The sequence below is a fragment of the Candidatus Fukatsuia symbiotica genome, from assembly GCF_003122425.1.
Classification (GTDB): Bacteria; Pseudomonadota; Gammaproteobacteria; order Enterobacterales; family Enterobacteriaceae; genus Fukatsuia; species Fukatsuia symbiotica.
The window spans coordinates 2116951-2140287 of sequence record NZ_CP021659.1; the positions used below are offsets into that span (position 1 = coordinate 2116951).

27 protein-coding genes and 7 pseudogenes are annotated in these 23337 nt (G+C 45.8%); 26 read left to right on the forward strand and 8 right to left on the reverse strand.

Annotation, left to right across the window (positions count from 1 at the left end; translation table 11 throughout):
* Window positions 1-60: 60 nt before the first annotated feature.
* The 3 genes from CCS41_RS10140 to CCS41_RS10150 all read right to left on the reverse strand — a co-directional run bounded on the left by CCS41_RS10140 (window position 61) and on the right by CCS41_RS10150 (window position 1523).
* Window positions 61-399 (reverse strand): helix-turn-helix domain-containing protein, encoded by a 339-nt coding sequence (locus tag CCS41_RS10140; protein ID WP_119797535.1) that lies wholly within the window; start codon window positions 397-399, stop codon window positions 61-63.
* Window positions 386-760 (reverse strand): type II toxin-antitoxin system RelE/ParE family toxin, encoded by a 375-nt coding sequence (locus CCS41_RS10145; protein ID WP_119797536.1) that lies wholly within the window; start codon window positions 758-760, stop codon window positions 386-388. Before CCS41_RS10145 ends, CCS41_RS10140 begins: the two co-directional genes overlap by 14 nt.
* Window positions 761-1187: 427 nt before the next feature.
* Window positions 1188-1523, reverse strand: a complete 336-nt coding sequence (locus CCS41_RS10150) for a helix-turn-helix domain-containing protein (protein ID WP_119797537.1) — start codon at window positions 1521-1523, stop codon at window positions 1188-1190.
* A gap of 82 nt (window positions 1524-1605) precedes the next feature.
* Between CCS41_RS10150 and CCS41_RS10155 the strand changes: the two genes are divergently transcribed.
* The 9 genes and pseudogenes from CCS41_RS10155 (at window position 1606) to CCS41_RS10200 (ending at window position 7896) form a co-directional block, all read left to right on the forward strand.
* Window positions 1606-1821: a hypothetical protein gene (locus tag CCS41_RS10155; protein ID WP_119797538.1), complete on the forward strand. Its 216-nt coding sequence runs from the start codon at window positions 1606-1608 to the stop codon at window positions 1819-1821.
* A pseudogene (locus tag CCS41_RS10160) lies at window positions 1809-2011 on the forward strand (DNA-binding protein). Before CCS41_RS10155 ends, CCS41_RS10160 begins: the two are co-directional and overlap by 13 nt.
* A gap of 7 nt (window positions 2012-2018) precedes the next feature.
* Complete coding sequence (locus tag CCS41_RS17420; protein WP_323586334.1) at window positions 2019-2375, forward strand: hypothetical protein; 357 nt, start codon at window positions 2019-2021, stop codon at window positions 2373-2375.
* A gap of 714 nt (window positions 2376-3089) precedes the next feature.
* Window positions 3090-3293 carry a phage filamentation protein Fil family protein gene (locus CCS41_RS10175; protein WP_240313916.1) on the forward strand — a complete coding sequence of 68 codons (204 nt, stop codon included), beginning with the start codon at window positions 3090-3092 and terminating at the stop codon, window positions 3291-3293.
* Window positions 3235-3582, forward strand: coding sequence for a DUF5347 family protein (locus CCS41_RS10180; RefSeq protein WP_119797054.1), 348 nt, complete (start codon window positions 3235-3237; stop codon window positions 3580-3582). Before CCS41_RS10175 ends, CCS41_RS10180 begins: the two co-directional genes overlap by 59 nt.
* Window positions 3583-4063: 481 nt before the next feature.
* A complete protein-coding gene (locus CCS41_RS10185; protein WP_119797540.1) occupies window positions 4064-6127 on the forward strand; it encodes a replication endonuclease in 2064 nt (687 codons plus the stop codon).
* Between the two features lie 195 nt (window positions 6128-6322).
* Window positions 6323-6580 (forward strand): type II toxin-antitoxin system HicA family toxin, encoded by a 258-nt coding sequence (locus tag CCS41_RS10190; RefSeq protein ID WP_420866978.1) that lies wholly within the window; start codon window positions 6323-6325, stop codon window positions 6578-6580.
* Window positions 6581-6609: 29 nt separating this feature from the next.
* A pseudogene (locus CCS41_RS10195) lies at window positions 6610-6941 on the forward strand (type II toxin-antitoxin system HicB family antitoxin).
* A 406-nt stretch (window positions 6942-7347) separates the two neighbouring features.
* Window positions 7348-7896 (forward strand): hypothetical protein, encoded by a 549-nt coding sequence (locus tag CCS41_RS10200; protein ID WP_119797542.1) that lies wholly within the window; start codon window positions 7348-7350, stop codon window positions 7894-7896.
* 358 nt (window positions 7897-8254) lie between these two features.
* Here CCS41_RS10200 and CCS41_RS10205 read toward each other — a convergent pair whose 3' ends face one another.
* Both CCS41_RS10205 and CCS41_RS10210 read right to left on the reverse strand, forming a co-directional pair.
* The gene (locus CCS41_RS10205) at window positions 8255-9259 is read right to left on the reverse strand and encodes a phage portal protein (RefSeq protein WP_119797543.1); all 1005 of its coding nucleotides are present in this window, start codon (window positions 9257-9259) and stop codon (window positions 8255-8257) included.
* Complete coding sequence (locus tag CCS41_RS10210) at window positions 9259-11052, reverse strand: terminase large subunit domain-containing protein (protein WP_119797049.1); 1794 nt, start codon at window positions 11050-11052, stop codon at window positions 9259-9261. Before CCS41_RS10210 ends, CCS41_RS10205 begins: the two co-directional genes overlap by 1 nt.
* 165 nt (window positions 11053-11217) lie before the next feature.
* Here CCS41_RS10210 and CCS41_RS10215 point away from each other — a divergent pair, with 165 nt between their 5' ends.
* The 10 genes and pseudogenes from CCS41_RS10215 (at window position 11218) to CCS41_RS10260 (ending at window position 16733) form a co-directional block, all read left to right on the forward strand.
* Window positions 11218-12033, forward strand: a complete 816-nt coding sequence (locus CCS41_RS10215; RefSeq protein ID WP_119797544.1) for a GPO family capsid scaffolding protein — start codon at window positions 11218-11220, stop codon at window positions 12031-12033.
* Window position 12034: 1 nt separating this feature from the next.
* Complete coding sequence (locus CCS41_RS10220) at window positions 12035-13123, forward strand: phage major capsid protein, P2 family (RefSeq protein ID WP_119797545.1); 1089 nt, start codon at window positions 12035-12037, stop codon at window positions 13121-13123.
* On the forward strand, window positions 13104-13613 hold the full coding sequence (gene gpM / locus CCS41_RS10225; protein WP_240313748.1) for a phage terminase small subunit: 510 nt from the start codon (window positions 13104-13106) through the stop codon (window positions 13611-13613). Before CCS41_RS10220 ends, gpM begins: the two co-directional genes overlap by 20 nt.
* Before the next feature lie 188 nt (window positions 13614-13801).
* A complete protein-coding gene (locus CCS41_RS10230) occupies window positions 13802-14281 on the forward strand; it encodes a head completion/stabilization protein (RefSeq protein WP_119797547.1) in 480 nt (159 codons plus the stop codon).
* A 98-nt stretch (window positions 14282-14379) separates the two neighbouring features.
* Window positions 14380-14583 carry a tail protein X gene (locus CCS41_RS10235; RefSeq protein WP_119797044.1) on the forward strand — a complete coding sequence of 68 codons (204 nt, stop codon included), beginning with the start codon at window positions 14380-14382 and terminating at the stop codon, window positions 14581-14583.
* Window positions 14584-14601: 18 nt separating this feature from the next.
* On the forward strand, window positions 14602-14853 hold the full coding sequence (locus CCS41_RS10240) for an HP1 family phage holin (RefSeq protein ID WP_119797043.1): 252 nt from the start codon (window positions 14602-14604) through the stop codon (window positions 14851-14853).
* A complete protein-coding gene (locus CCS41_RS10245) occupies window positions 14837-15355 on the forward strand; it encodes a lysozyme (protein WP_119797042.1) in 519 nt (172 codons plus the stop codon). The genes CCS41_RS10240 and CCS41_RS10245 overlap by 17 nt, the downstream gene beginning before the upstream one ends.
* Complete coding sequence (locus CCS41_RS10250) at window positions 15348-15818, forward strand: lysis protein (protein ID WP_119797041.1); 471 nt, start codon at window positions 15348-15350, stop codon at window positions 15816-15818. Before CCS41_RS10245 ends, CCS41_RS10250 begins: the two co-directional genes overlap by 8 nt.
* Before the next feature lie 6 nt (window positions 15819-15824).
* Window positions 15825-16290 (forward strand): annotated as a pseudogene (locus tag CCS41_RS10255) (phage tail protein).
* Entirely contained in the window at window positions 16278-16733 is a 456-nt protein-coding gene (locus tag CCS41_RS10260) for a phage virion morphogenesis protein (RefSeq protein ID WP_420836488.1), read from the forward strand. Before CCS41_RS10255 ends, CCS41_RS10260 begins: the two are co-directional and overlap by 13 nt.
* Before the next feature lie 19 nt (window positions 16734-16752).
* Here the strand turns inward: CCS41_RS10260 and CCS41_RS10265 are convergent, their stop codons facing one another.
* Window positions 16753-17037 (reverse strand): helix-turn-helix domain-containing protein, encoded by a 285-nt coding sequence (locus CCS41_RS10265; protein ID WP_119797548.1) that lies wholly within the window; start codon window positions 17035-17037, stop codon window positions 16753-16755.
* Window positions 17034-17348: a type II toxin-antitoxin system RelE/ParE family toxin gene (locus CCS41_RS10270; RefSeq protein ID WP_119797549.1), complete on the reverse strand. Its 315-nt coding sequence runs from the start codon at window positions 17346-17348 to the stop codon at window positions 17034-17036. The genes CCS41_RS10265 and CCS41_RS10270 overlap by 4 nt, the downstream gene beginning before the upstream one ends.
* Before the next feature lie 177 nt (window positions 17349-17525).
* Between CCS41_RS10270 and CCS41_RS10275 the strand changes: the two are divergent.
* The 4 genes and pseudogenes from CCS41_RS10275 to CCS41_RS10290 all read left to right on the forward strand — a co-directional run.
* Window positions 17526-18119: pseudogene (locus CCS41_RS10275) on the forward strand (phage baseplate assembly protein V).
* Window positions 18116-18463: a GPW/gp25 family protein gene (locus CCS41_RS10280; protein ID WP_119797550.1), complete on the forward strand. Its 348-nt coding sequence runs from the start codon at window positions 18116-18118 to the stop codon at window positions 18461-18463. The pseudogene CCS41_RS10275 and the gene CCS41_RS10280 overlap by 4 nt, the downstream one beginning before the upstream one ends.
* The gene (locus CCS41_RS10285) at window positions 18463-19371 is read left to right on the forward strand and encodes a baseplate assembly protein (RefSeq protein ID WP_119797551.1); all 909 of its coding nucleotides are present in this window, start codon (window positions 18463-18465) and stop codon (window positions 19369-19371) included. The genes CCS41_RS10280 and CCS41_RS10285 overlap by 1 nt, the downstream gene beginning before the upstream one ends.
* A 215-nt stretch (window positions 19372-19586) precedes the next feature.
* Window positions 19587-19772: pseudogene (locus tag CCS41_RS10290) on the forward strand (IS5/IS1182 family transposase); the annotation flags it as partial.
* 11 nt (window positions 19773-19783) lie between these two features.
* On the opposite strand, the pseudogene CCS41_RS10295 reads toward CCS41_RS10290, so the two are convergent.
* Window positions 19784-20799, reverse strand: a pseudogene (locus CCS41_RS10295) (IS630 family transposase).
* A gap of 35 nt (window positions 20800-20834) precedes the next feature.
* Between CCS41_RS10295 and CCS41_RS10300 the strand changes: the two are divergent.
* The 3 genes and pseudogenes from CCS41_RS10300 to CCS41_RS10310 form a co-directional block, all read left to right on the forward strand.
* Window positions 20835-21167: pseudogene (locus CCS41_RS10300) on the forward strand (transposase family protein); the annotation flags it as partial.
* Window positions 21136-21483 (forward strand): tail fiber assembly protein, encoded by a 348-nt coding sequence (locus CCS41_RS17250; RefSeq protein WP_275887658.1) that lies wholly within the window; start codon window positions 21136-21138, stop codon window positions 21481-21483. The pseudogene CCS41_RS10300 and the gene CCS41_RS17250, both read left to right, overlap by 32 nt.
* A 281-nt stretch (window positions 21484-21764) precedes the next feature.
* Window positions 21765-23315, forward strand: a complete 1551-nt coding sequence (locus CCS41_RS10310; RefSeq protein WP_119797552.1) for an ADP-ribosyltransferase domain-containing protein — start codon at window positions 21765-21767, stop codon at window positions 23313-23315.
* Window positions 23316-23337 lie beyond the last annotated feature (22 nt).

The window sequence follows — 23337 nt, forward strand, 5'->3', positions numbered from 1 at the left end:
CCACATTAAAAATTTATCAGAATTGGCGTTTCTTGTTACGACTGATATCTGATCTTATTTTTAGCTATGCGCGGGTATAAATAATGTTCTACGACCTAAAAATTCATGGCTAGGTTTTACTACGATTTCAATGTCATAACCGAGTCGGTTTAAACAATCCATCAGTTTTTTTTCTGACATATTGAAGAATTTACCGTTATAAAGTGCAGAAACACGCGCTTGAGGTAAATGCATTCTTTTACCTGCTTCGGCCTGATTTAACCCCATTTTTTTTATGGTCGTAATAATTTGTATAGCTAAGTCAGCTTTTAGCTTCAGACTTTCTGAGTTTGGTAAATTTAAATCAGAAAAAACATTATCTGATCCGACTTCAAAATCATATTCTTTAGATCTTTCCATTCTTCATATCCTCATAAATCTGTTGGGCTGTGTTGAGGCGGGTTCTTATCAGATCAAGATCAGCCCTTGGTGTAGCTATGCCCTTTTTGGATTTTTTCTGGAAGCAATGTAAAACAAATACAACACTTGCAAACTTAACCGTACAGATAGCCCGATAGGTGTTACCATCATAATTTTCTACGACTTCAAGTACACCAGCACCATGAAACCCAGATAATGGTTTAACGTTTGGAGGCGTTAAGCCTTTTTGGGCAAAATGCAGCGTATAACCGACAGATTTAACAATGTCTTGCGGCAGTTCCAACAAGTCTTTTTTACTGCTCCCTATCCAAACTAAAGATTTTTCAGTCTTGGCATTCATTAATCCTAACCTACTGTCTATCCGATAATGTAATTATATCATGACTGGTATAAAAAATCATTAATTAGCTTGACAGCAGATTTTCACCATCTTTCTAATTTTTTTGACATAATTTGAGATTCATTTTATTTAGCTCTTCAACTAAAGTGAGCAATAGTAATCGTTCACTCAAGGACAAAATTTCTATCATTATTTACTCTTGCTTAGGTTTTGATTGCGCGAATGCATCACCAACCATTTGTATACTTAACCTTGCCGAATTATTTTTATCTAAATACATTGCCATATGAATCATATAAATATTAATTATGATATTGACTTATTCCATTTATTGATTTTTTATGATTATTGTTTATTTATTTTTCATATAAAATAACAATAAATTTATAAAATATAAATAAAATCAACATGTTGCATAGTATAAATATTAACCTGTTTTCAAGTTGGGTTTCGATTGAGCAAACGCATCACCAACCGCCTGTATATTTAGCTTCGCCGAGTCGTCCATTGCTCGGTAATTTTCAACTAATTTTTGTTCTTCTGTTGTGATATCAGCTTTTATGGTGCGAGCACCAGTGATTATATAAGCTATATCAATACCTATCTTCGTTATTGACCCTAAGTATTGAGCATCCGGTAATCTAATATTGTTTTCATAATTACTTTGTGTAGTTTTTTGAACACCTCCGACATCTGCAAACTCAGTCTGAGTCATGCCTAACCGCTTACGTTCTTCCCTTAGCCTGCCCCCAAAGTTATCCATTTATTGAACCTCTATTTTACAAGTTCACCAAACGGTGACACTATAAACATATGAATAATCCAGCAGATCACAATATACCATTATGAAACAAGTCAAACATAATCAGCCTTCACGATTACCAAAGGGTATTGCGACCAAGAACCCTATCCCTATGCGTTTATCTGATGATGAACGTGGCAGTTTAGAGGCTCTTGCCGCTAAAGACAGTCGTTCTATTTCCAGTATGGCTCGCCTTGTGTGTTTACGTGGTATGGCTGCTATTCAGGCTGATAAATTGGGGGAAGTATGGGGAATGTGACCATAAACATCGCTGTTCCTACAGGGTATGTCTCTCTGAAAGAATATTCGAAACTGGTTGGTATTCCTTTCGATACTGCCGAGGGATGGTACGCGATGGTCGGATTATTATTCGTCCCAAGCAGAAAGCTAAAGACAAAGTTGAAGTTAACCTTGTTGCCATGCTGAAAGACGCTATTGCTAATAGTTAAGGAATATATGACACACACCCCAACCCCAATCAGTCGCCACTCACAGGAATACCGTGGATTTACTCTTGTCCGCCTGCCGAAAACAGTGACTCAACCGATTACCCGTTATCACCTGTGGTTAGGTGATCAGTCGTTTGGCAAGGTCGATACGGTGGCACAAGCAACAGATTACATCGATCAGTTACATCAGACGAAGAAAATAGAGAGGAATGATAATAATGAGTTATTCAACAGAACTACTGATATCAATCACGATTATTCTCGCTGTGATGGTCTACGGTGCCATGCGTATTGTGATGGCAATCCATACATACCGAAAGAAACACGCAAAATTAACCGGTTGGCAGCAATTTCTCATGCATGAAGCAGAAATTAAATGCAAAACACGTCATGTCCTTTAAATCAAAGCGTAAAGCCTTCCCCTAAATTAGCATTATGAAGAGGTTTTATTTATTACAGGAATAAGTGATGAATTTTAAAATACACACTGTGTTTTAACGCTATTTCGAGATAACATTTATGACAATTAAGCTATTCCCTGTCACTTTACCTTCTAAGGTGCAACGGGGATATTACAAAGTCTATGGTGCAATGGGAGTATATATGTTTGGGAAGTGCTTTATTATAATGCACAAGCTTAAATACCATCACGATAGAACTGAAAATATTCTCCTGAAATTCATATTTTTCTATCTTTATCTATTTTTTAGGCAGTGCAGTCATTTCTTTTTCATGCTAAGAATAAAATCTTTTCAAATTGAATGCAGAGATTTTAATGTCTTCGTAGAGAGTACCAAGGGCGAAATGAGATGCGAATGTTAATCACACTTTGCGTTTTATTGTTAAACATCAACCTATTTTCCTTGTTGTGGTGGGAGGTTATGCCGGCGTCATCTTTGGTAGAGCAGAAGCCGGCATAAAAATAGTACCACACAAACCCGCGCCGGACGGGGTAAACATTCCGGCACTTCTTTCACTTAATGGAGATGGCACCATGTTAATAAAAACCTGCACATCCGTAGCCGTATTGCCAGATAACCCGTTGCACATTACGCATCGCCGTCATCGCCGTGGCTGGCTGGAGACCCCTGATGGTCGCCATGTTCAGCCTAATGCGCAGGATGTACAATTTATTAAAGGAATGAGTACACCCGTCATCAATAAACCACGCCGCCGTTGGTTTTGCACATTTGATGGGGATTTTTGCTTAATAAGGAGGGGTCATGGCGAATACAGGGCCAGCACGTGTCGTCCCGCTGAATTTAGAACAGCGTCAATGTAGTCTTAAGCACATCGCGTTATTATGGGGGTTATTTCCTGACGCAAAATATAAAGGGGTTATTCCCGCGCTGATCACTGAAATGCAAGAAACCGATCCGCAAATGAAAGGGGCTTTGTATTATTTGGCCGGTATTGAAAAGAAAAAGCATGCGTTGGCATTTAAACAGTTATCTCCAGAAGAACAGATGAATATTATTGACGCGATTATTCGCTTACGTGCCGTTATCAGTTTATTGCCTGACAGGGTGACGTATATTGATTGTGATCCGCTGCCGAACAAGACGGAATAACACCATCCCTTCATTTTTAAAATGAACAGACGCGTTATTGTGTCGGTATTCCTGTCATCTAAATAAGGACGTATTATGAGCCTGTATATCGATAACGATTATGTTATCAGCCCATAATAACTCACGGTTTATTTTATATAAAAAGAAAATCTATTTTAATTCGTCAAAAAAGGCCATCAAAAATTATCTTGAATTCTTGGCGTGTTATTCATCCTTCCCCGCGTTCATTGAGAGTCTGATCCGCCATCATGGGTTGAGGGTAGACAATCAGATTATGGAAGACTGGCATAATGCAATACAACACATCTTTAGAACGTGCCACGAGGTGTTTAAACCTGTCCCGCTATTAGATCCAGATGAATACGAAATAGGGCCAGGAATAAAACGCAGATTATTACTGCCTAATCGCATAACGTATATCGAGCATTATCGACTTCCTGATTAACGCCATTAATTCATACCTGAAATAAATAAACACGTGATGACGTGGGAACCGTTTTATTCAAAAACAAGGCCGTTACCGATGACCCTCTATTCAGAAGAAATCCCTATCCCCGCACCGCGTTCTCTCAATCCTGCCCCCTGTCACATTTTTTCTCCGTTAATGTGGGAGCGCGAGCAATTGCCTGCCATCCTGGAACCGAGGATAGAAGCCTATTGGCAACGTCAGGTGGCGCAAGCCAATCATCTTGCTCATCTCGATCACATAAAACGGAAGTGGCAGGCTGATCCCGAATTAGCAATACAAGCAGATTTACGCCGTCAGCCGAAATTTATCCAGCAGCCGTTGCAGCAGCGCCTGGATTATCTGCGTCGTGAGGGCGGTGAAGCAAGAGCCAAAACCTTTTTATTGGAGGTGATTAAGCCAGTCTTGCACCGTCTTGAAACCGTGCGTAAAAAGCAGAGGACGGAGGATTATCAGCGTGTTACCTACTATCCTGCGCTACGCGTGTTATTGGATTTACCGACACTGATGCAAAAGGAAGTAAAGAATGTGGCAGCGAGGGTGGCAGGACATATGGAACTGTTTTTCTGTGCCTGCGCCGAGGTGTTACCGGATGATAATACGGATCCGGATAAAATATTGCGACTTTATCAGCGTGTGGCCGCGGAAGCTAAACGGTTTTCTATTACACCCCCGCATTGGCACAGTTTGCGTGAGCATATCCAGCACCGTGGCAAAATGCCTTATCATCTGATCCCTGGCGCACTGGCACGGCTGTGTTGTGCTGACTGGTGGGCACGTAAACTGTGGCGGTTGCGTTGTGAATGGCGTGAGGAGCAATACCGTGCCATTTGTTTGGTGCATAAACAAGCTTCTGCCTATGTCAGCTATGATGCCTTGACCCGTAAGCGTGAGCAGGATCGCCGTGCACGGGAATTTATCCGCTCACATGAACTGGTGAATGAGGACGGGGTGACGCTGGACATGGAAAAGGTGGTTAACGCGAGTACCAGCAATCCTCACTTACGTCATCTGGAAATGATGACCACCGCCAGAGGTCTGGAAAATCTGGCAGAACAGCGTGGCGATTATGCGATGTTTTATACCCTTACCTGTCCGTCGCGCTATCACGCTACCTTATCCTGCGGTAAACCTAATCCCAAATGGGCGACCCATACGGTACGTGAAAGCAGTGATTATCTGGTCGCTCTGTTTGCGGGTGTGCGCAAAAAGATGAACAAAATGGGGCTGCGCTGGTACGGCGTGCGGGTAGCAGAGCCTCATCATGATGGTACCGTGCATTGGCATTTGCTGTGTTTTATGGCGAGAAAAGATCGGGTCGCCATTACCGCGGTGTTACGTGAATTTGCGATCCGTAGCGATCGTGAGGAGCTAGGAAAAAATATCAAACCACGCTTTGATGTCAAGCCGGTGCTGAAGAGTAAAGGCACACCCACCAGTTATCTGGCGAAATATATCAGCAAAAATATGGATAGCACGGTACTAAAAAACGCCATTGATAAGGCCACCGGTGAGCCGTTACTGAGTATTGAGACCGGTAAGCCCCTTAATGAATCGGTTGAACATGCCGTGGCCTGGGCAAGTTTGCATCGGGTACGACAATTTCAGTTTTTTGGCATTCCTTCACGCCAGACGTACCGTGAATTACGTTTACTGGCCGGTCAGTTGCAGCGCAAATCAACATCGAAAAAAAGTGGGCAGTTGCTGGATGATAAGCCGATGGATGAGGTGCTAGCGGCTGCCGATGCCGGTTGTATGGCGACCTATATTGTCAAGCAAGGCGGGGTGTTTATCCCGCGTAAAGAGCATACTGTACGCACGGCGTATATCGAATGTGAAGCGCCCAATGCCTACGGTGAGCAGGGAGTGAAAATTTACGGGGTGTGGTCACCACGGCTGGGCATTACGTCACGCATTTGTACTCATGTGGATACCTGGAAAAAGGTGCGCAAGGTGAAATGTGATAAGCAACCTACTCATTGTGTTAATGAGACAGCCGGTGACGTAGGGTTAGGTGTTGTCCTTCAGGACGGGTTTATCGTCCCTTGGACTCGTGGCAATAACTGTCCCCTTGCGTGAAAAACAATCAAAAATAAAAAGCGAGGGAAAGAGGCGGTTCCGATGAAGATTTGAGGAGGGTTAGTTATTTATTTGATTGTACAGAGGACATTTAAGATAGTAACCAGTCGGCTAAAGAGAACAGAGTGACTTCATCTATTGACGTCATAGAAATCAATCCCTATTATTGACCAATTGACTTCATTCAGTGAATCCATTGTGAGAAAAAAACAGGCAGAAACACTAAAAAAAGTATTAAGAAAGCCACCCTCTTCAAATATCAAATGGGCTGATATTGAATCATTGATCGTAGCACTGGGTGGAGAAGTCAAAGAAGAAAACGGTTCAAGAGTCCGATTCCTTCTAAAGGGGAGTATCGCACGGTTTCACCGTCCACACCCCTCACCAGATACAGATAAAGGCGCATTGGTAAGTCTACGTGAATGGTTAGAAAGTATAGGAATTAAACAATGAATAAAACAATGACAAACACGCTCAATACTATGGTAGTAGCCGGACAACCCGCTACTATCGCTTACATACCTGAAATGGGTATGTTTCGCGGTAAGTTTTTAGGTTTATCAGGCTATTGTGATTTTATGTCTGATAGCATAGGGGGTTGAAAAAAGAGGGAGAAGTTTCTCTCAATGGCTATCTGGAGGATTGTAAAGAACACAACATCGCTCCATTTGCTACAACAGAGAAGGTAAAAACCTTTACATTGCGTTACCCTGAGTCATTGGGAGAACGTCTAGCAGGTGCAGCATCTGAACGACAAGTATCCGTTAATACTTTTATCCTTGAAACCCTGAATGAGCGTATCAAGCATGCTTAATTTTTCTTCGTTTAGATCGAAGGAGCAACATATTATTACTACGGATTTAAGTGATTTTGAGAGCATTACCTGAAAACGACAGTAGGTTAAACCGGTTAAAGAAAGAGCATTAATCATATCGATCGATATGTATTTTACATTTATTAATAAAATGACTTAAAAATCTAATAGATATAAATTTAGATACAATTGCCTTAGGCGCATTCCCTGCTATAAATCGTTACAATGCTGTCCTTTAAATTTATATAAAAGGTTTTTGCATTATGAGGTTAGGTTCTGAAAACATTCCTTTTAACGAAACAAGTTTTTCCACCAACTACAATTCTGAGCAACAGGTAGTTATTTCCGTAGAACCTCCGTATGTGGATATGATACGTGCGGAAAACCTCTAAAAGACACTGACCGTTTGATAAAAATAGCACAATCCATCATAGACACCCCTGATTCGTCTTTTGTCAAAATAAACTGTGAAGTTCATAACCTCTCTGCAGATGACTTGGTAATAATACTTAATGCAGTAGAAATGAGCGAACTGTCCTTAACAGAACTGACATTGGATCTTGGATTGGGTGGGACTCTGACGATAGACGATAAGCATGTCGATTGCCTAGAAAAAATAAGCCTACAATTCCCGGGGCTGGATGTATCCATTATTCATCCTCAACCAACTATTTGTGATAAGAAAAAAGTGAGCATAAATGGTATAACCAAATCAGCCTACGAAAGATTAGGAATTTTAGGCATGAAAACTGAGCAGGTAATGCCACCTGCTAGCACCGAGTTCGTTCCAGTCATAAATTTGCAAAATATAACAGGGGGTCAAGCTAGTCAGGCTGTATCATTAAATGCACCAGATAAATCTAGTGGTTTTTCTAACGTCTGCTACGTAACTTCTGGGATGTTAGGTACGTTAAGTGTGCTTGCATTAGGTGCGTTCGCTCTTACTTATGCTTGAACATATTTTGTATCGCTACAAAATATAAATGATTAAAAACACATCAATAAATGTTCCTCCTACACAGAGAACAACTATCACTTGCACGCGCATCAGAAGCTCTCATGCCCGACGCATGTAGAAAAACACATTTTCTGCGATCAAAACGCAATGATCCCCCTCAATTTGCCACAAAATGAAGGCGGCCATGCTCTTCAACTACGAAAGCGGGTGCTCCCCGCGCCCTCGGTCTGGGTATGTAATAATCAACTTTTTCATGCGTCTGTTGATCCATCATAAAACCTGTTCTAGCTTGGATTTTAGCCTTAAATAAGGCTGCAAAAAAACGTGCAGATTGATGCAGTCTAGACTTGCACGTTTACACCGACGGTTTTTCGACTAATTCATAGGGTTTAAAACGGATCACCTCCTCGCCCAGCCAGTCATTAATTTCACTCAGTCGCTCTTGCAATGGTGCCAATTCATTGATGGCAAACACCCGTGCCGCTTTTTCGATATCACCAAAACCGCCGGTATTGTGCGGTAAAATGCCCATCAGTTGCGGTGGTACCCGCTGTGCCGCTAATTGATCATCACGGGTCACATTTTTAATGTTGATAAATTCATCTTTGGCTGCCACCTCTGCCAAGGGGATCAGTTGCAACCCGTCTTTTTTACCGCCCGGGGCATACATAAATAAATTACGAAAATTCCCCGGGCCTTTTGAGTCCTTCAACGCCTGCCGTAAGCGGTCAATGTCCTCCTGTTTATGCGCCGCATCGTTCATGTACAAAATAAAACCGGCATGACTGCCATTGAGATAATACTTACGCCGAAACAGTGTCGCGGCTTCATTCAGCCAGGTTGAATTCAGTGCCGCCAGATAATCCGGTACACCGTAAATTTCCTGATTAATATCTGGATCGAGCAGGTGAAAGACGCTATTTTCAGCAAATAAATGCGGCGCGGCCCAGGATTGCACATACCAATGGGTGCCGGCTTCAACGCCGCAGCGGGTATATTTTGCCGGACTGGGCACCAGTTTTAGTACCCCGCCCAAACGATTAGTGCGCACTTCTAAAAACGCATTGGCAAACACCAAAAAATCCAACGCATAGCGGCTAAAATCTTGCTTAGATAACCAGCGATGCGGTTGAAACAGACTCACCAGCAAATTACGCTTCATATAAATCGGTGAACTGTGGTGCACGGCGGCACGAAAGGATTTTGCCAGCCCATGAAACGACACCGGTGGTTCATACCAGTGGTCAACAACGGCACACTCCAGATAATCCAGCATATCCCGCTGATCGAGCATCGGCACCGGGTCGCCAAAGGTAAACGCCTCTACCCGCTGCATCGTATTCTGTTTCCTATTAGCCATTAAAATGGCTCCATAAAACTGCTGTTATTGACAGTGATACCGGCCAGGGGTTCGTTAAACAGCGCATGCATAATCGCCCAGGCGACATCGCCATGACTGGTGCCCTCGGCGCGGTTGGTGACATAGGTGGCGCGCTGACCACTGGCGGTCAAGGTTTTGCGGATTGACATAAACGCCTTGGCGATATCCATCGCACCGGCATCAAATTCCAGTCTGCCCGAGGTGATCACATCCTTGGCCTTATAAATCAGATCGGTTTTCATCTCGACGGTATAATGGATCGCCTGCACCGCAGGGAAAAATTGCCTGACCAGCTGGGTCACAGATCGCCCCAGGCCGGTATCATCAATGCCGATATAGCTCACGTTATAGCGCTCAGTCAGTGTCTGGATATGCCGCGCCTGCTCGGAAAAATCCATACCGTGCCATTGAAAACGTTCCAGCACCCTAAATTTCCCGCCTGCCACCTTGGGCGGCGCCATCACCGCACAACCGGAGGCATCGCCGGTACTGGCCGGGTCGTAGCCAATCCACACCGGTTGATGCCCGTAAGGTCGCGCGGCCAGTAATTTCACATCCGGCCAGTGCTCCCAGCTGTCGACCATACAACGTTGCATTTCCTTCATCGGGAACACCGAGTGTGCATCGTCGATAAACTGACACATAAACAGATTATCAAAATCGTCATCACTGTTCTCACGCCACAATTGCGCGATATCAAAGCGATCACAGCCACCGGCCAGCGCATCCTCAAGGGTCACAATCTGCTTGTACTGCCCGTCTGCACACAGTGCCCCCGCGGCCAAATGCGGATAACTGGTATCGACCTCAATGCGTTGATTTTTCTCGCGTCCCTGATTAAACAAGGTGCCATTCCAGAACGGATAGGCTTCATGATTGACACTCGAGGGCGTAGAAAAATAGGTTTGCCGATACCGTTTTTGTGATGCCATGCCCGAGGCAGCACGACGTAGCTTCTTAAAGCCGGGGATCCAAAAATACTCATCGACATACAAACACCCGGAGCGCCCCTGCGCAGTATTGGTATTAGTGCCTAAAAAATGCAGTTCAGCCCCATTGGGCAGACAAATCGGATCACCGCGCAGCGCTACGCCCACTTCGGCGGCGAAATCGACGATATAATGTTTAAACTGATGGGCTTGCGCCTTAGACGCGGAAATAAACATCTGATTACGCCCTGTGGTCAACGCATCAAGCAAGGCTTCACGGGCAAAATAAAACGTCGCCCCGATTTGCCGCGATTTCAGTAGATTACGCAGGCGAAAACGATCATCCAAACCCGCCTGATACCACGCACGCTGATAAGCAAACAAGGACGCCTGAAATAAAGTCGCCAGCTGGCCAATTTGTTCCTCTGAAAAAACATTTTTCACCGACGCCTTACGTTTTCCTCGAAGGAGAGCGGCTCGGTTCGGATTGAGATCGGCTTCATTGCCCCCGTTATTGTATTTGCCGATACGGGCATGCCGTTCTGCCTGCCTCCCAAGGGCATCCAACTCTTTGAAATCACGGCCACTCTTTGCCTCGATAGCCACCAACTGACAATAGCGCACGGCGGTAGTGAGTTGCATCTTTTCCAACGCGCCATACTTATCCCACTGGTCACGGCGTTTCCAACTGTGTAGCGTCGTCGCCTTGATGCCTAAGATTTCAGCGATACGCGCAACCGGTAGCCCCTGCCAATATAAATACATGGCTTGACGGCGCGGATCTAAATGGGGGGGCGCTGTGAGCGTATCCGTGGTGAGTCTGTCCGTGGTAAAAGTATCCATGCAAAAATAGCCTGTATAGTCGCGTTGATCCCGCAAGGCTACCGTGCAAAACCCCCTCCCTCTCTCGCTACGCGCTGTGCTAGCACTGAAACAACAGCGGCGGATTGTTCACGCGCGCTCGGCTCGCCATCCTAGACCCCATCATTATTAACCGGAGCCAACAGCATGGCAAAATCCACCTTTTTCCGCGCCGCCGTTGAGGGTGCGACCAGTGACGGGCGCAGCATTTCACGGCAACACATTATTGAAATGGCGGAAAGTTATAACCCGTCCTATCGCGGCGCACGCGCCAATCTGGAACACATCAAAAGCCTGTTACCGGATAGCCCGTTTCGTGCGTATGGCGATATCGTTGCGGCAAAATATGAAGAAATTAGCGCCGGCCCGCTTAAAGGAAAAATCGCCTTACTGGTTCAGGTAGATGCGACCGAGGAACTGGTCAAACTGCGAGAAAATCGGCAAAAAGTGTACACCAGCATTGAATACCTGCCCAAATTCGCCGATACCGGCAAAGCCTACCTAACCGGTATTGCCTTTACCGACAACCCAGCCTCACTGGGGGCTGAAATGCTCACGTTCTGTGCCAACAGTCAACATAACCCCCTGGCATCACGTAAAAGCCAGGCGGAGGCGTTTTTTAGCGCAGCGGAAGAAATCACTCTGGAATTTGAAACCGAACAAAAACCGGCGCTATTTAACACCGTCAAAGCCTTATTTGGCAAAAAACACCTCAGTGATGACGCACGTTTCATGGATATCCATCAAGCCGTTTCCCTGATAGCCAATCATCAGCAACAGCTCACCGAAAAACTGGCTGACTTGATGGCGCTAAAGAACACTGTCACGGCATTACAAACTGAACAGCATACAACACAGCACAGCTTGACGGCACTGAACACCCAATTACTCCGTGCTGATCAGCGTTTCACCCCTCGCCCCGTCACCACGGGTGCCAACCCAACTCACCTGACGGATTGCTAACATGAAAAAACACACCCGCAGCCAATTTAACCAATATATTCACCAGGTCGCGACGCTCAATGCGCTGGAAAACACCACGGATATCGCCGCAAAATTCACCGTGGAACCGTCGATTGCACAAAGACTGGAAGCCAAACAACAGGAAAGCAGCAGTTTTTTATCAAAAATCAACCTGTTTCCGGTAGATGAACAAACCGGCGAAAAAGTGGGCTTAGGGATTGAACGCCCGATTGCCAGTACCACGCATACTGGCGAAAAAGAACGCAGCCCTGCCGATCCCACTGGCCTGGATAACCACCCCTACCGCTGCACGCAAACCAACTTTGATACTGCCCTCAGCTATCAAAAGCTGGACATGTGGGCAAAATTTCCTCACTTTCAACAGTTGATCCGTGACGCACTGATTAAACGGCAAGCCTTAGATCGCATCATGATTGGCTTTAACGGCATCAAACGGGCAGCCACCTCCAATGTAACCCAGAATCCGCTGTTACAGGATGTCAATATCGGCTGGTTACAGCATATCCGCGCCCAAGCCGCTACCCAGGTGATGAATAAAATCATCAATGCCGACGGGGCGGTGACATCAGAAAAAATCCGCATTGGTCAAGGCGGTGATTTTGCCAATCTCGATGCATTTGTGATGAATGCGGTCGATGAACTGATTGAGAGCTGGTTTCAAGATGATACCGAATTGGTGGTGATTTGTGGTCGTGCGTTATTGGCGGACAAATATTTCCCAATTATCAACCAGAACCAAGCCAACAGCGAAAGCCTGGCAGCGGATCTGATCATCAGCCAAAAACGGATTGGCGGCTTACCGGCAGTACGCGCCCCGTACTTCCCTGCCAATGCCATGCTGATCACCCGTCTCGATAACCTGTCGATTTACTGGCAAGCGGGCACGCGCCGCCGCGCTATGATTGACAACCCGAAACGTGATCGAGTAGAAAATTTTGAATCGGTTAATGAAGCCTATGTGGTGGAAGATTACGGCAGGACTGCGCCATGCCAGCACCTACGAATTACTATTATTCAAATTGCAGCAAGATTTATTGCACTTAAAAAGCATGGCCTCGATCAGTCGTAAAGCCGAGGTCAAACGCCGCTTGTTACCGACCTACAGCCCGTGGGTAGCAGGAGTACTGGCTAAGGGCACAGGCACGCAAGATGCGATCCTGATGCGCATGCTGATTTGGCAACTGGATGTCGGCGATCTCACCCGTGCCCTCGACATTGCTGACTACGCTATCAAACACGATCTGGCTACACCGGACAGTTTCCAGCGTTCCACGGCTTGTTTAATCGCCGAAGAAGTGGCGGCACTAGCCAGCCAAACGCTGCTGAAAAAACGCCCGCTTGATACGGCCCAGTTGCTGCGTGCGCAACACATTTTACGGGGGCAAGACATGCCCGATCCGGTCAAAGCCCGTCTGCATAAAATGGTCGGTTACGCCCTGCGTCAAGATGGGAAATATGAACCCGCCTGTCTCCATTTAAAGCAGGCACTCACCCTGGACAGCGGCAGTGGGGTCAAAACCGACATCAAACAGCTTGAAAAATTACTTCAGGCTGCTTAACCCCATGCCCAACGGCCGGGCGGCACGGGCAATTGACAGGACAAATGTATTGCTATCAATGCGTCCGTTCACCGCCCTTTTAATCGAGTGATTTAGATGTTCAGAGCACATCAAGACTGCCGAATGAAGAACGGAGGGAGGGCAGGAGTGAATCTGACACCTTTTCAACATGATAGGAGAAACATCAGATGGTCAGTATTGCAGTCAACCCCACAGCGAATGAAGCCGGGATAAAAACTGAACAGCTCATCAAAAACAACGGCTTCTGGCCGGACCTCGATCTCCAGCACTACCGTGATGCCATGCGACAGGACGGCACCCTCACCCCGGCACGTTTACTCGAAGCGGCACAGGTTGGCCTCAATGAAACCCATGACCGGCTTACAGAATGGAGAAAAAAACAACAACAGGCGGGCTATCCCTCACTGGTTGAGGTGCCTGCGAAGCAGGTAGGCAATGAAAGTAGCTGCCTGCTCCTCTACCGCCGTGCTGTCTATTGCCTGATACAGGCCACAGTAACGGAACGGTTTCGCAGCGTTGATGCCACGGCCTCGGGCACGAAACGGGCAGAAGCACGGGAAGAGACGATTGATCACCTCCGCCGTGATGCGGCTTGGGCAATCCAGGACATACAAGGCTTCACTCGCACCACCATTGAGCTGATTTAACGTTAAACACGTTTAATCTTGAACACATTTAACCCTGAACCATTTTAATCTCGAACGCATTTAAACATGGAACCCATTAATCACTTTGAGCGACGGTCATGAAAATCTTTGCACAGCAAAACGACACGGTAGACGCCTTATGCTGGCGTTATTACCAGCGTACCGAGGGTGTGACGGAACAAATCTTTGCCTGTAACCCGGGACTCGCCGACGCGGGCGTTATCTTGCCGCACGGCTACGGCGTGGACATGCCCGATCCGACGCCCTCTCCCCTCAAACAACATCTCCAACTGTGGGACTGATACTCGGAAAAACACCGCATGGACAGACACACTTCTTGGCTTTCTTATTCATCAGCGTGGCTGCTGACCTGTCTGGGTGCCTGGACATTACAGGACTGGGCAACGCTGATCGGCGTCGCGTTGGCGCTAGGCACGTACCTCAATAACCGTTACTACAAACGGCGCGAAGACCACCGCCGACAAGAGCTTCATAACCTCCAGCGCCAACAGCTGACTGAACGCCAACGTAAACAACGTACTCAAGGTGGTCAGAATGCGCCCACTGAGTAAAAAAATCCAGACCTTAATTGTAGCCGGTGCCAGTACTGCGATCCTGCTCGCACAATTCCTACAAGAGAAAGAAGGCAACCGACTCAGTGCCTATCAGGATGGCGCTAACGTGTGGACGATTTGCCGCGGTGCGACGCGGGTTGATGGGCAGCCGGTGAGACAAGGGCTGCAACTCAGTCGCGAAAAATGCGAGCAGGTTAACAAAATGGAGGTGGATAAGGCGATTGCCTGGGTAGAGCAGCATATCAAGGTGCCGCTAACCGACGTGCAGAAAGCCGGTATTGCCTCATTCTGCCCGTACAATATCGGTGCCGGTAAATGCACGGCGTCCACTTTTTATCGCAAACTCAATGCCGGTGACACCCTCGGAGCCTGTGCAGAAATTAAACGCTGGATCTTCGATGGTGGCAAAGACTGCCGTATTCGAGCCAATAACTGTGCGGGTCAGCCTCTCAGACGCGCACAGGAAAGTGTACTCAGCTGTTGGGGGTTAGATGCTTAATCGACTCGTTACCGGCGTACTGGTACTGATTTTTAGCGGATTACTCCTCACGGCTTTTTATTATCACGAAGAAACCGTAGAAAAGGATATCGCCATCAAAACAATCACCCAAGAGCGCGATACGGCCTTTTCCCTTATCCAGGCACTGGAAAAACAGCGCCAACAGCTCGCGGCCATTGACAGTCACTATACACAGGAATTAACCGATGCCAAAACTCAGCTGGCTGCCCTTGAACGTGATGTTAATGATAAGCACCGTAGGATGCAGCTCAACGCCACTTGCCCCAAACCCGTGCCCCACGCCGCCACCGCCGCCCGCCTGGATGATGGTACCCGCGCCAGACTTAACGACACCGCTATCAAACATTATTTCCATCTCCGAGAACGTATCAAAACCGCAACTCAGCAAATAGCGGGATTACAGGCTTACATTCAAACAGTGTGCTTAACTCACCCAGGATAACCCGCGATGTTAAAACCCACTTTGCTAAGAAAGGCACTGACAGATGCCGTGCCTTATCTCAAACAAAATCCCGATAGCTTGATATTTTTATTGATCGGGGCGCTATTGTCTCCACATTGGCGTCGTCCCTGTCCTTTGAATACCAATACACCCTCAATCTGATCATCACCGATTATGCAGACGACGCCGATACCCTGTTTGTACCTATTTTACACTGGTTACGCACCCATCAGCCCGACATCATGGCGCAACATGCTCCCGCGCAGAAGGACTGACCTTTGAAGCCGATCATTTAAACAACAGCCTGCGTGATATCAGCATTAATCTCAGACTGACCGAACGGGTCATCGTCAAAGAAGAACAGGGCGTCTTACAGGTCACCCATCTGGATGAACCGCCTGACCCTGATACGACACACCGCCGTTATGAACTCTTTATCAAAGAGGAAAAAGTGGCACAATGGCAACAATAAATACCCGCGATCAGCTCAGCCAGGCACTCGCCAACCTGTTGAAGCAATTATCACCAGCCAGTAGGAAATCTTTCACGCGCCAGATAGCCAAAAAGCTACGGGAACGGCAAAAACAGCGCATCCAAGCACAACAGGAACCCGACGGTACCCCGTTTGCACCGCGCAAGAAAAAACGCCGTGACAAAAACGGACGTATTAAACGCAAAATGTTCAGCAAATTACGTACAGCCCGGTTTTTAAAGAGCCACAGTAACGCCCATGAAGCCATGGTGAGTTTTGCAAGCCAAGTCACACAAGTAGCACGGGTACATCATTATGGTCTGCGGGATAAAGTAACACGCAACGGCGTGACCGTACGTTACGAAAGCCGCCCGTTATTGGGGTTGACTGACAGGGATATTGACGAGATCACTGATCTCGCGTTGGCACATCTGGTGGGTTAAAGCAGTCCTACCGGCAAAATCAAAGATCGACAGCACGGATATCCAGTTTAGAGCCACATGCAGAAGCATAACGTTCCAATGTGTGAATGCTTGCCTTTATCACATTCTGTTCAATCCGGGTGACTACAGGGGGAGTAACTCCCATGCGTAGCGCAATTTCAGTTCTGGTTATACCTGCTTTTTCCCTAATACTTTGTAACATAAGGGCAAGTTCTGCCTCGCGGTGGGCTTCTTCATAGGCGAGCAAGGAGAGTGGATCACTTAATAATTTAGCTCTAACTTCTGCGTGGCGTATACCTTTCATTCTGTAAACTCCTTGAGTCTGTTAAAAGCGATTGCCATTTCTTTCGGCGGGGTCTTAGGGGTTTTCTTCACAAAGGATCTTAATATGTATATTCGACGACCTTTAGCAAAGGCGTAAATAGTTCGAGCGATATCACCTCCCCCTACACGCAGTTCGAATAAACCATCACGCAATGAATCGCTTAACGGGTATCTCAAACGATTGCCTTCTTTCTCTAGTCTATCAAGTAGGTAAGCTGTTTTACCTTTAAGTGGAGCGGGTAAGTCCTCAAGTTCCTGGACTGCTTCAGAATGATAAATAAGTTCGAACATTAGCCTTCTCCCTGATGACAATGTTTATTTTAGTCTATTCATTAAATTAGCACAAATGCTAATTTATTTTAAAAATAACATTTTATATTTTCTGAGCATAACTTCACTTCCTCTGTCTCACCCCTCACACAACGCCGATCACATGCCCGAATGTCACCCACGCGGCACACTGACGGCATGAAAACCTTCAATCATGCAGAATATCAACGCCTGCTGGCAAACCTGATCCGGATTGGCACGGTATCTGCCGTGGATACGGCTCAAGGACGGTGCCGCGTAAAAACCGGTGATTTAGAAACCGACTGGCTAAACTGGCTCACGTTACGTGCAGGGCGTGTCAAAAGCTAGTCTGCACCCTCGGTGGGTGAACAAGTCCTGATCCTCAGTCTGGGTGGCGAACTGACCACCGCATTTGTTTTACCGGCGGTCTTTTCCGATGTTAACCCAGCGCCTTCGGTTTCAGCGGATGCGATCATGCTGACTTTCCCGGACGGTGCTCACTTTGCCTATGAGCCAAAAACCAGCCACTTAGTGCTAACAGGCATCAAAACTGCAACGATAACCGCCGCTAGTGCCATCACCCTGGATACCCCGGTTGTCACCTGCACACAACAGCTGATCACCGACCGCTTACAGGTTAATCAGGGTGGCAAAATCACCGGAGAATTCACCCACAGCGGGGGTAACCTGACCTCTAACGGTATCACCCTGCACCGCCATCAATACAGCGGGGTAAAAAGTGGCGGCAATAACAGTGGGAACCCCCGATGACGTACCTTGGTATGCACCGCCACAGTGGTCAAGCGATCAGCGACATCGCGCATATTCGCCAATCGATCAGTGACATTCTCATCACCCCACAAGGCTCACGGGTGATGCGCCGTGCTTACGGTTCGCTGCTCTCAACCCTGATCGACAGCCCGCAGAGTCCGGCACTGCGCCTCAGAATGATGGCCGCCATTTACAGTGCCTTATTACGTTGGGAAAACCGCCTCACCCTGAGCGCCATCGACATTACCTCTGACATCAACGGCATCATGCAAATCGACCTGCGCGGCCATCGCAGTGATACCGGGGTTCCTCTCAGGCTCTCCTTACCGATAGGAGGAAAATAATGCCTAACCTGGATTTAAGCTTACTGCCGGCCCCCCAGGTGGTAGAACCGCTGGATTTTGAAACACTCCTTAAGCAGCGTAAAGCCCAATTTATTGCCTTATCTCCCCCGGAACAGCAAGCAGCGATTAGCCAGACGCTCAACTATGAATCCGAGCCGATCACCAAACTACTGCAAGAAAACACCTACCGCGAATTACTATTACGCCAACGGATCAACGAAGCCGCGCAAGCCACCCTGTTGGCCTATGCCAAAGACGCCGATCTCGATCAGATTGGCGCCAACTACCAGGTTAAACGCTTAATCCTTCAAGCAGCCAATCCTGACGTTATCCCGCCGCTGGCGTTGATAACAGAAAATGACACCGATTTCCGCCTTCGCATTCAACAGGCCTTTGAAGGCTTAAGTGTTGCTGGTTCGACCGGTGCTTACGAATTTCACGCTCTCAGTGCCGATGGCCGTGTAGCCGATGCTTCCGCCATCAGTCCCTCGCCAGCTTGCGTGACCATCACGGTATTATCCAGAGAAAACAACGGTATTGCTTCGGTAGACCTGCTAACACGGGTTAACAGCGCACTCAATGATGAAAACATCCGCCCCGTCGCTGATCGCCTCACCGTACAATCGGCAACCATTATTGATTACCGCATTGATGCCACGCTCACGCTCTACCCTAAACCGGAAGCCGAACCGATCCGCATGGCTGCCGAAAATCGTCTCACTGCCTATATCAGTACGCAACGTCGTTTAGGGCGTGATATCCGTTTGTCGGCGATTTATGGTGCCCTGCATGTCAAGGGGGTACAGCGGGTAGAACTGGCTGCCCCCTTACGTGATGTGATACTGGATAAAACCCAGGCCGCCTGGTGCACAGGTTATAGCTTGAAAATAGACGGCTGTGATGAATAGCTGTCTGAGATGGGTCAGTTTTTCTTCTTTAACGAGGAGACATTAATAGACCTCTTCGGAAACTATAGCAGGCGCCATGTAACGTGATCACTTTTGTTAATAAATATTAATTAATATCAATATGTTATTTCTGATTTTCATAATCAACTGATACGGCGCCTGCTATAGCATTCATGTAGGAATGTTGGTAAAAATCTCCTGAACAAGGAGCCCCCATGAAATATGAACAAATAAAGGTATTGGAAGAGGAAAAATTTCGGCGCTTAACCGGAGTTAAACGCAGTACATTTGAAAAGATGATAAAGATATTGAATGAAGCAGATAAATGTAAGCAAGGGAAAGGAGGTCGGAAACCCAAGCTGGGTTTAGAAGATCGCTTATTAATGGCCCTTGAGTATATACCCAAGTGAAATCAAGATGCAGGATTTAGCGCCTGGAAATTATCGTTTAAGCGAGATACCAGAGAACTTGCCATTTGTGGTAGCTTCACCTCAAAGAAGTTTAAGATATCGTTCTTAAAACTCTGTTCAGATGGGTAATATCTATTGTTTCGTGTTTGCTCATTCATCACCTTCCACAATCGCTCTATCGGGTTTAGATTCGGGCTATACGGCGGAAGGTAATGAAGCTGGATATTCAACGTAAGCGCGGCGTCTTGCACAAGCTGTGAACGGTGATAGCCTGCACCCTCGAGGATCACATGTGCCGTTGTCGTGATGGGATAATGCGCGCGAATGGCAGACAGGAAGTGAACCACATTTTCGCTGTTAATCGTCTCATCATCACGGATTATGGGGTTAGCCACATTCTGGATGTTCAAGGCTCCCATGATATTCAACCGCGTTCTGCTCCCGGTGGTCTCTATCGTTTTATCCTGGCCTTTTCGTATCCAGCCGTAGCTTATTTTGGTGGCTTGTGTCGGATGAACGGCATCAATAAACAGTATGGGGTCATTACCCGCGGCGTCTTTCAATTCGCTGTAGGTCTTTATAAATTGCTGCTGTTTCTCAACGGCAAATTTATGCGGAACACCTTTCGGCTTTTTATAGCTAAAGCCATGCTGCTTCAACCCTTTATACAGACCTGATACGGTAAAGGTGATGTTCCAGCGATATACGCCACAATTTGGTGATTGTGGTGGTAGAGCTGCTGGGTGAGATGTTCAACCAGCGACGTGGTCTGTTCCGCATTGAGATAGCCATCGGAGCCGCCATTTTCAGGCTTGAGCTTGTTGAGTTTATGATAGTCTGTAAGGTGGCGCCGCACCGTGGTTTCATTAATGAGCTGTGAGTGAGCAATCATAGGGGGAGTCCAGCCGTCTGCGGACAACAAAACACACCGGATCCTGTCACAGACACGGCGGTCATGGCTTTGACAATGTTGGGCTTCGAGGGTAATTTTCTGGTCAGCAGTCAGCTCTATTTTCATGGCTATGAGCATGATCCTTATCGACTTCAAAATCAAGCATCTTCATTGATCACGGGTATAGGTTGTTCAAAGAGTCTGGCGTGCGAATACATCCTGAAATCAAAACAGTGACAGATACAGGTTACCAAGGGCTTGGCAAGATCCATTCAAACTCGGCGTTGCCTAAGAAAAAGACAAAGAAAAATCCCTTAACAAAAGAAGATAAACGCAACAATCGTGAGTTATCAAGCCAGCGTGTATTAAACGAAAATGTCATTGGTATGATTAAACGATTTAAAATCGTATCAGATCGTTATCGAAACAGGCGAAAACGTTTTGGATTACGATTTAATCTGATTGCAGCAATTTATAACATGGAAATTAGATAAATCAGAGTTTCCGAAGAGGTCTAATGTTCCCGCCGATCCATATCAACTCACTGAAGTGGGCTTCAGCTGGCAGAAGGCTACCGCGTTGCATCAACAAGCCTTGGCTGCCCAGCGAATGAAAACACGTGCCGAGAAGCGTCGCGATTTACTTAGAGAAGCGACGACGAAAATCGCGCCTCTGCAAGATGCGGTGGAGTTAGGGATTGCTACTGAGGATGAAATAGCAGCACTTAACACGTGGAAACACTACCGCGTGGCGTTAAATAGGCTAGATACTACGACGGTAGAGAGTGAGTGGCCGGTGGTGCTGAGGTGATTTGAGATCAACATATACCTAATGAATTTCGAGTTACGGCAAGGCCGTAATCAATCGAATCCCAGGAGTGTACAGGGAGTATACATGACTGGGATGAGTGCGAGCCGCCAACGCCGTAGTAACTTGAAAGGCGAAGGGTATACACTTGGAATAACACTGGTTTTTACCTAAGTAGTACTGAATTTTAATGAAATAAATTTAGGGGAATACCGTATGCTCTAATACATATTATATCATTAATAATGAAAAAAATTTAGTGTTCTTTCTGAGAATAAAAAAAGATGAGTATAGTTTTCCCTCAAAACCTACAGGTTGAAAATGCCCCAGAAAAGGTGTTGAACCGAAAAATTGATACATTATGGTCGGAAATCCGGGATTTTTTTCCTAGTCAGCACCTTACTCAAACACAAAAAAATATTACTGATATATTATCAATAGAAAAAATTGCGAGAAGATGGCTACTTAATGAAGAGGAGATAATAACTCTGTCAAACAGCATTCAGAAACTGGCCTCACATATCAAACCAGAATATAAAGATTTATTTGATACATCCTTTAATGAAGAAGGAATATTTGAAATTAAATTTAATGACAATCTTGGATCTATAATTACTATTCGTATAACCGAGAACTTAAATCATTTAGCAAAAAAGTCATTGGGTGAAAATTTAGATAAATTAATGTTAGTGATGCCTGAAGAACATAGGAATAAAACTGTTTATTCATTCAGTGAGGCAGCGGATTTAAAAATAGATTTTTCTAAATCTTCCATTATTTTAGAGGATCCAAATTTAGATTTATTGTGTATTACTTTGGATGACTTTGACTTGTATCCAGAAGGGAAAACTAAGACTACCAGCATGCTCAGTTTAAACTATCAACGGCTAAAAGAATTTGTTGCAGATATCGTAATACGCTTAAAATTGTATTATTGGCAGATTGTATTGGGCGATTCTATTAATATAAAAAATGAGTGTAATCGATTAAAAGAGCGCTATCCAAACATCAAACCGATTGAAATTAGGTATATCTACTTACAAGCTTTACAAAAATGTAGTAGTACTCGTCATCCCTTAAACTCAGAAAATCTCATCACAATTTCAGCTCTGATACTTTATACTTATGAAGACTATAATAAAGAAATCAAGGTAGGACTGAATGCTCCACCGGAAGATTTTGTATCTTGGAAAGGTTTCTTTCAAGACTTATCTCAAGGTATTGAGCAGTTATCTCGGTTAGGTGGCAATAGAGGTGAATCTTGTAGTAATAATCTTGATGATAGCGAGTTGGTTTTAAATACAATGTTTCCAGGCCCACTATTTCGCGGTTCGCCGGTGCGCAGCTCCCGAGTGATTTTTGGTAAATCTGGCCCTCCTGAGCAATTTCAGGAGGGAGACGTCCTTGGTGATAGAAATTTTTTCTCCACTTCAAAACATGAAAAAACTGCAAAATTTTTTGTAGAAGATAGGTCAACGGACACCACCAAACCTGAACACAAGGAGATGATGTATATTTTTGGTCACTCTGGCGCCGATATTTCTGCCTTTTCCACTGATCCTTGTGAGAATGAAGTACTGTTTAAACCACTGACACCCTTCACCGTACTATTCAAATATTTTGATAAAAAAAAGCAAATAGTTAAGCTTGTTCTTGAAGAAAAAGGAATGACAGTGAATAGCCGTAACCCGATAAATGCCTTATCAATTGATGCTATTAAGAAAAAAATAACTTTAGAAGAAAGCAGTGATACGACAGCCCTATCTCTGCTTGATGCCTTAACTGATGAACCTATTCAAAAAAAAGCAGGGAATAGGTTTCAGATGTGGGCGTAAATAAGTTTTAAAATAGCAAGAT

Excerpts from the sequence above, each read along its gene's own strand:
- CCS41_RS10140 (WP_119797535.1), bottom strand. The coding sequence starts at position 399 with ATGGAAAGATCTAAAGAATATGATTTTGAAGTCGGATCAGATAATGTT.
- CCS41_RS10145 (WP_119797536.1), bottom strand. The coding sequence starts at position 760 with ATGAATGCCAAGACTGAAAAATCTTTAGTTTGGATAGGGAGCAGTAAA.
- CCS41_RS10150 (WP_119797537.1), bottom strand. The coding sequence starts at position 1,523 with ATGGATAACTTTGGGGGCAGGCTAAGGGAAGAACGTAAGCGGTTAGGC.
- CCS41_RS10155 (WP_119797538.1), top strand. The coding sequence starts at position 1,606 with ATGAAACAAGTCAAACATAATCAGCCTTCACGATTACCAAAGGGTATT.
- CCS41_RS17420 (WP_323586334.1), top strand. The coding sequence starts at position 2,019 with ATGACACACACCCCAACCCCAATCAGTCGCCACTCACAGGAATACCGT.
- CCS41_RS10180 (WP_119797054.1), top strand. The coding sequence starts at position 3,235 with ATGGCGAATACAGGGCCAGCACGTGTCGTCCCGCTGAATTTAGAACAG.
- CCS41_RS10185 (WP_119797540.1), top strand. The coding sequence starts at position 4,064 with ATGACGTGGGAACCGTTTTATTCAAAAACAAGGCCGTTACCGATGACC.
- CCS41_RS10205 (WP_119797543.1), bottom strand. The coding sequence starts at position 9,259 with ATGGCTAATAGGAAACAGAATACGATGCAGCGGGTAGAGGCGTTTACC.
- CCS41_RS10210 (WP_119797049.1), bottom strand. The coding sequence starts at position 11,052 with ATGGATACTTTTACCACGGACAGACTCACCACGGATACGCTCACAGCG.
- CCS41_RS10215 (WP_119797544.1), top strand. The coding sequence starts at position 11,218 with ATGGCAAAATCCACCTTTTTCCGCGCCGCCGTTGAGGGTGCGACCAGT.
- CCS41_RS10220 (WP_119797545.1), top strand. The coding sequence starts at position 12,035 with ATGAAAAAACACACCCGCAGCCAATTTAACCAATATATTCACCAGGTC.
- gpM (WP_240313748.1), top strand. The coding sequence starts at position 13,104 with ATGGCCTCGATCAGTCGTAAAGCCGAGGTCAAACGCCGCTTGTTACCG.
- CCS41_RS10230 (WP_119797547.1), top strand. The coding sequence starts at position 13,802 with ATGGTCAGTATTGCAGTCAACCCCACAGCGAATGAAGCCGGGATAAAA.
- CCS41_RS10235 (WP_119797044.1), top strand. The coding sequence starts at position 14,380 with ATGAAAATCTTTGCACAGCAAAACGACACGGTAGACGCCTTATGCTGG.
- CCS41_RS10240 (WP_119797043.1), top strand. The coding sequence starts at position 14,602 with ATGGACAGACACACTTCTTGGCTTTCTTATTCATCAGCGTGGCTGCTG.
- CCS41_RS10245 (WP_119797042.1), top strand. The coding sequence starts at position 14,837 with ATGCGCCCACTGAGTAAAAAAATCCAGACCTTAATTGTAGCCGGTGCC.
- CCS41_RS10250 (WP_119797041.1), top strand. The coding sequence starts at position 15,348 with ATGCTTAATCGACTCGTTACCGGCGTACTGGTACTGATTTTTAGCGGA.
- CCS41_RS10260 (WP_420836488.1), top strand. The coding sequence starts at position 16,278 with ATGGCAACAATAAATACCCGCGATCAGCTCAGCCAGGCACTCGCCAAC.
- CCS41_RS10265 (WP_119797548.1), bottom strand. The coding sequence starts at position 17,037 with ATGAAAGGTATACGCCACGCAGAAGTTAGAGCTAAATTATTAAGTGAT.
- CCS41_RS10270 (WP_119797549.1), bottom strand. The coding sequence starts at position 17,348 with ATGTTCGAACTTATTTATCATTCTGAAGCAGTCCAGGAACTTGAGGAC.
- CCS41_RS10280 (WP_119797550.1), top strand. The coding sequence starts at position 18,116 with ATGACGTACCTTGGTATGCACCGCCACAGTGGTCAAGCGATCAGCGAC.
- CCS41_RS10285 (WP_119797551.1), top strand. The coding sequence starts at position 18,463 with ATGCCTAACCTGGATTTAAGCTTACTGCCGGCCCCCCAGGTGGTAGAA.
- CCS41_RS10310 (WP_119797552.1), top strand. The coding sequence starts at position 21,765 with ATGAGTATAGTTTTCCCTCAAAACCTACAGGTTGAAAATGCCCCAGAA.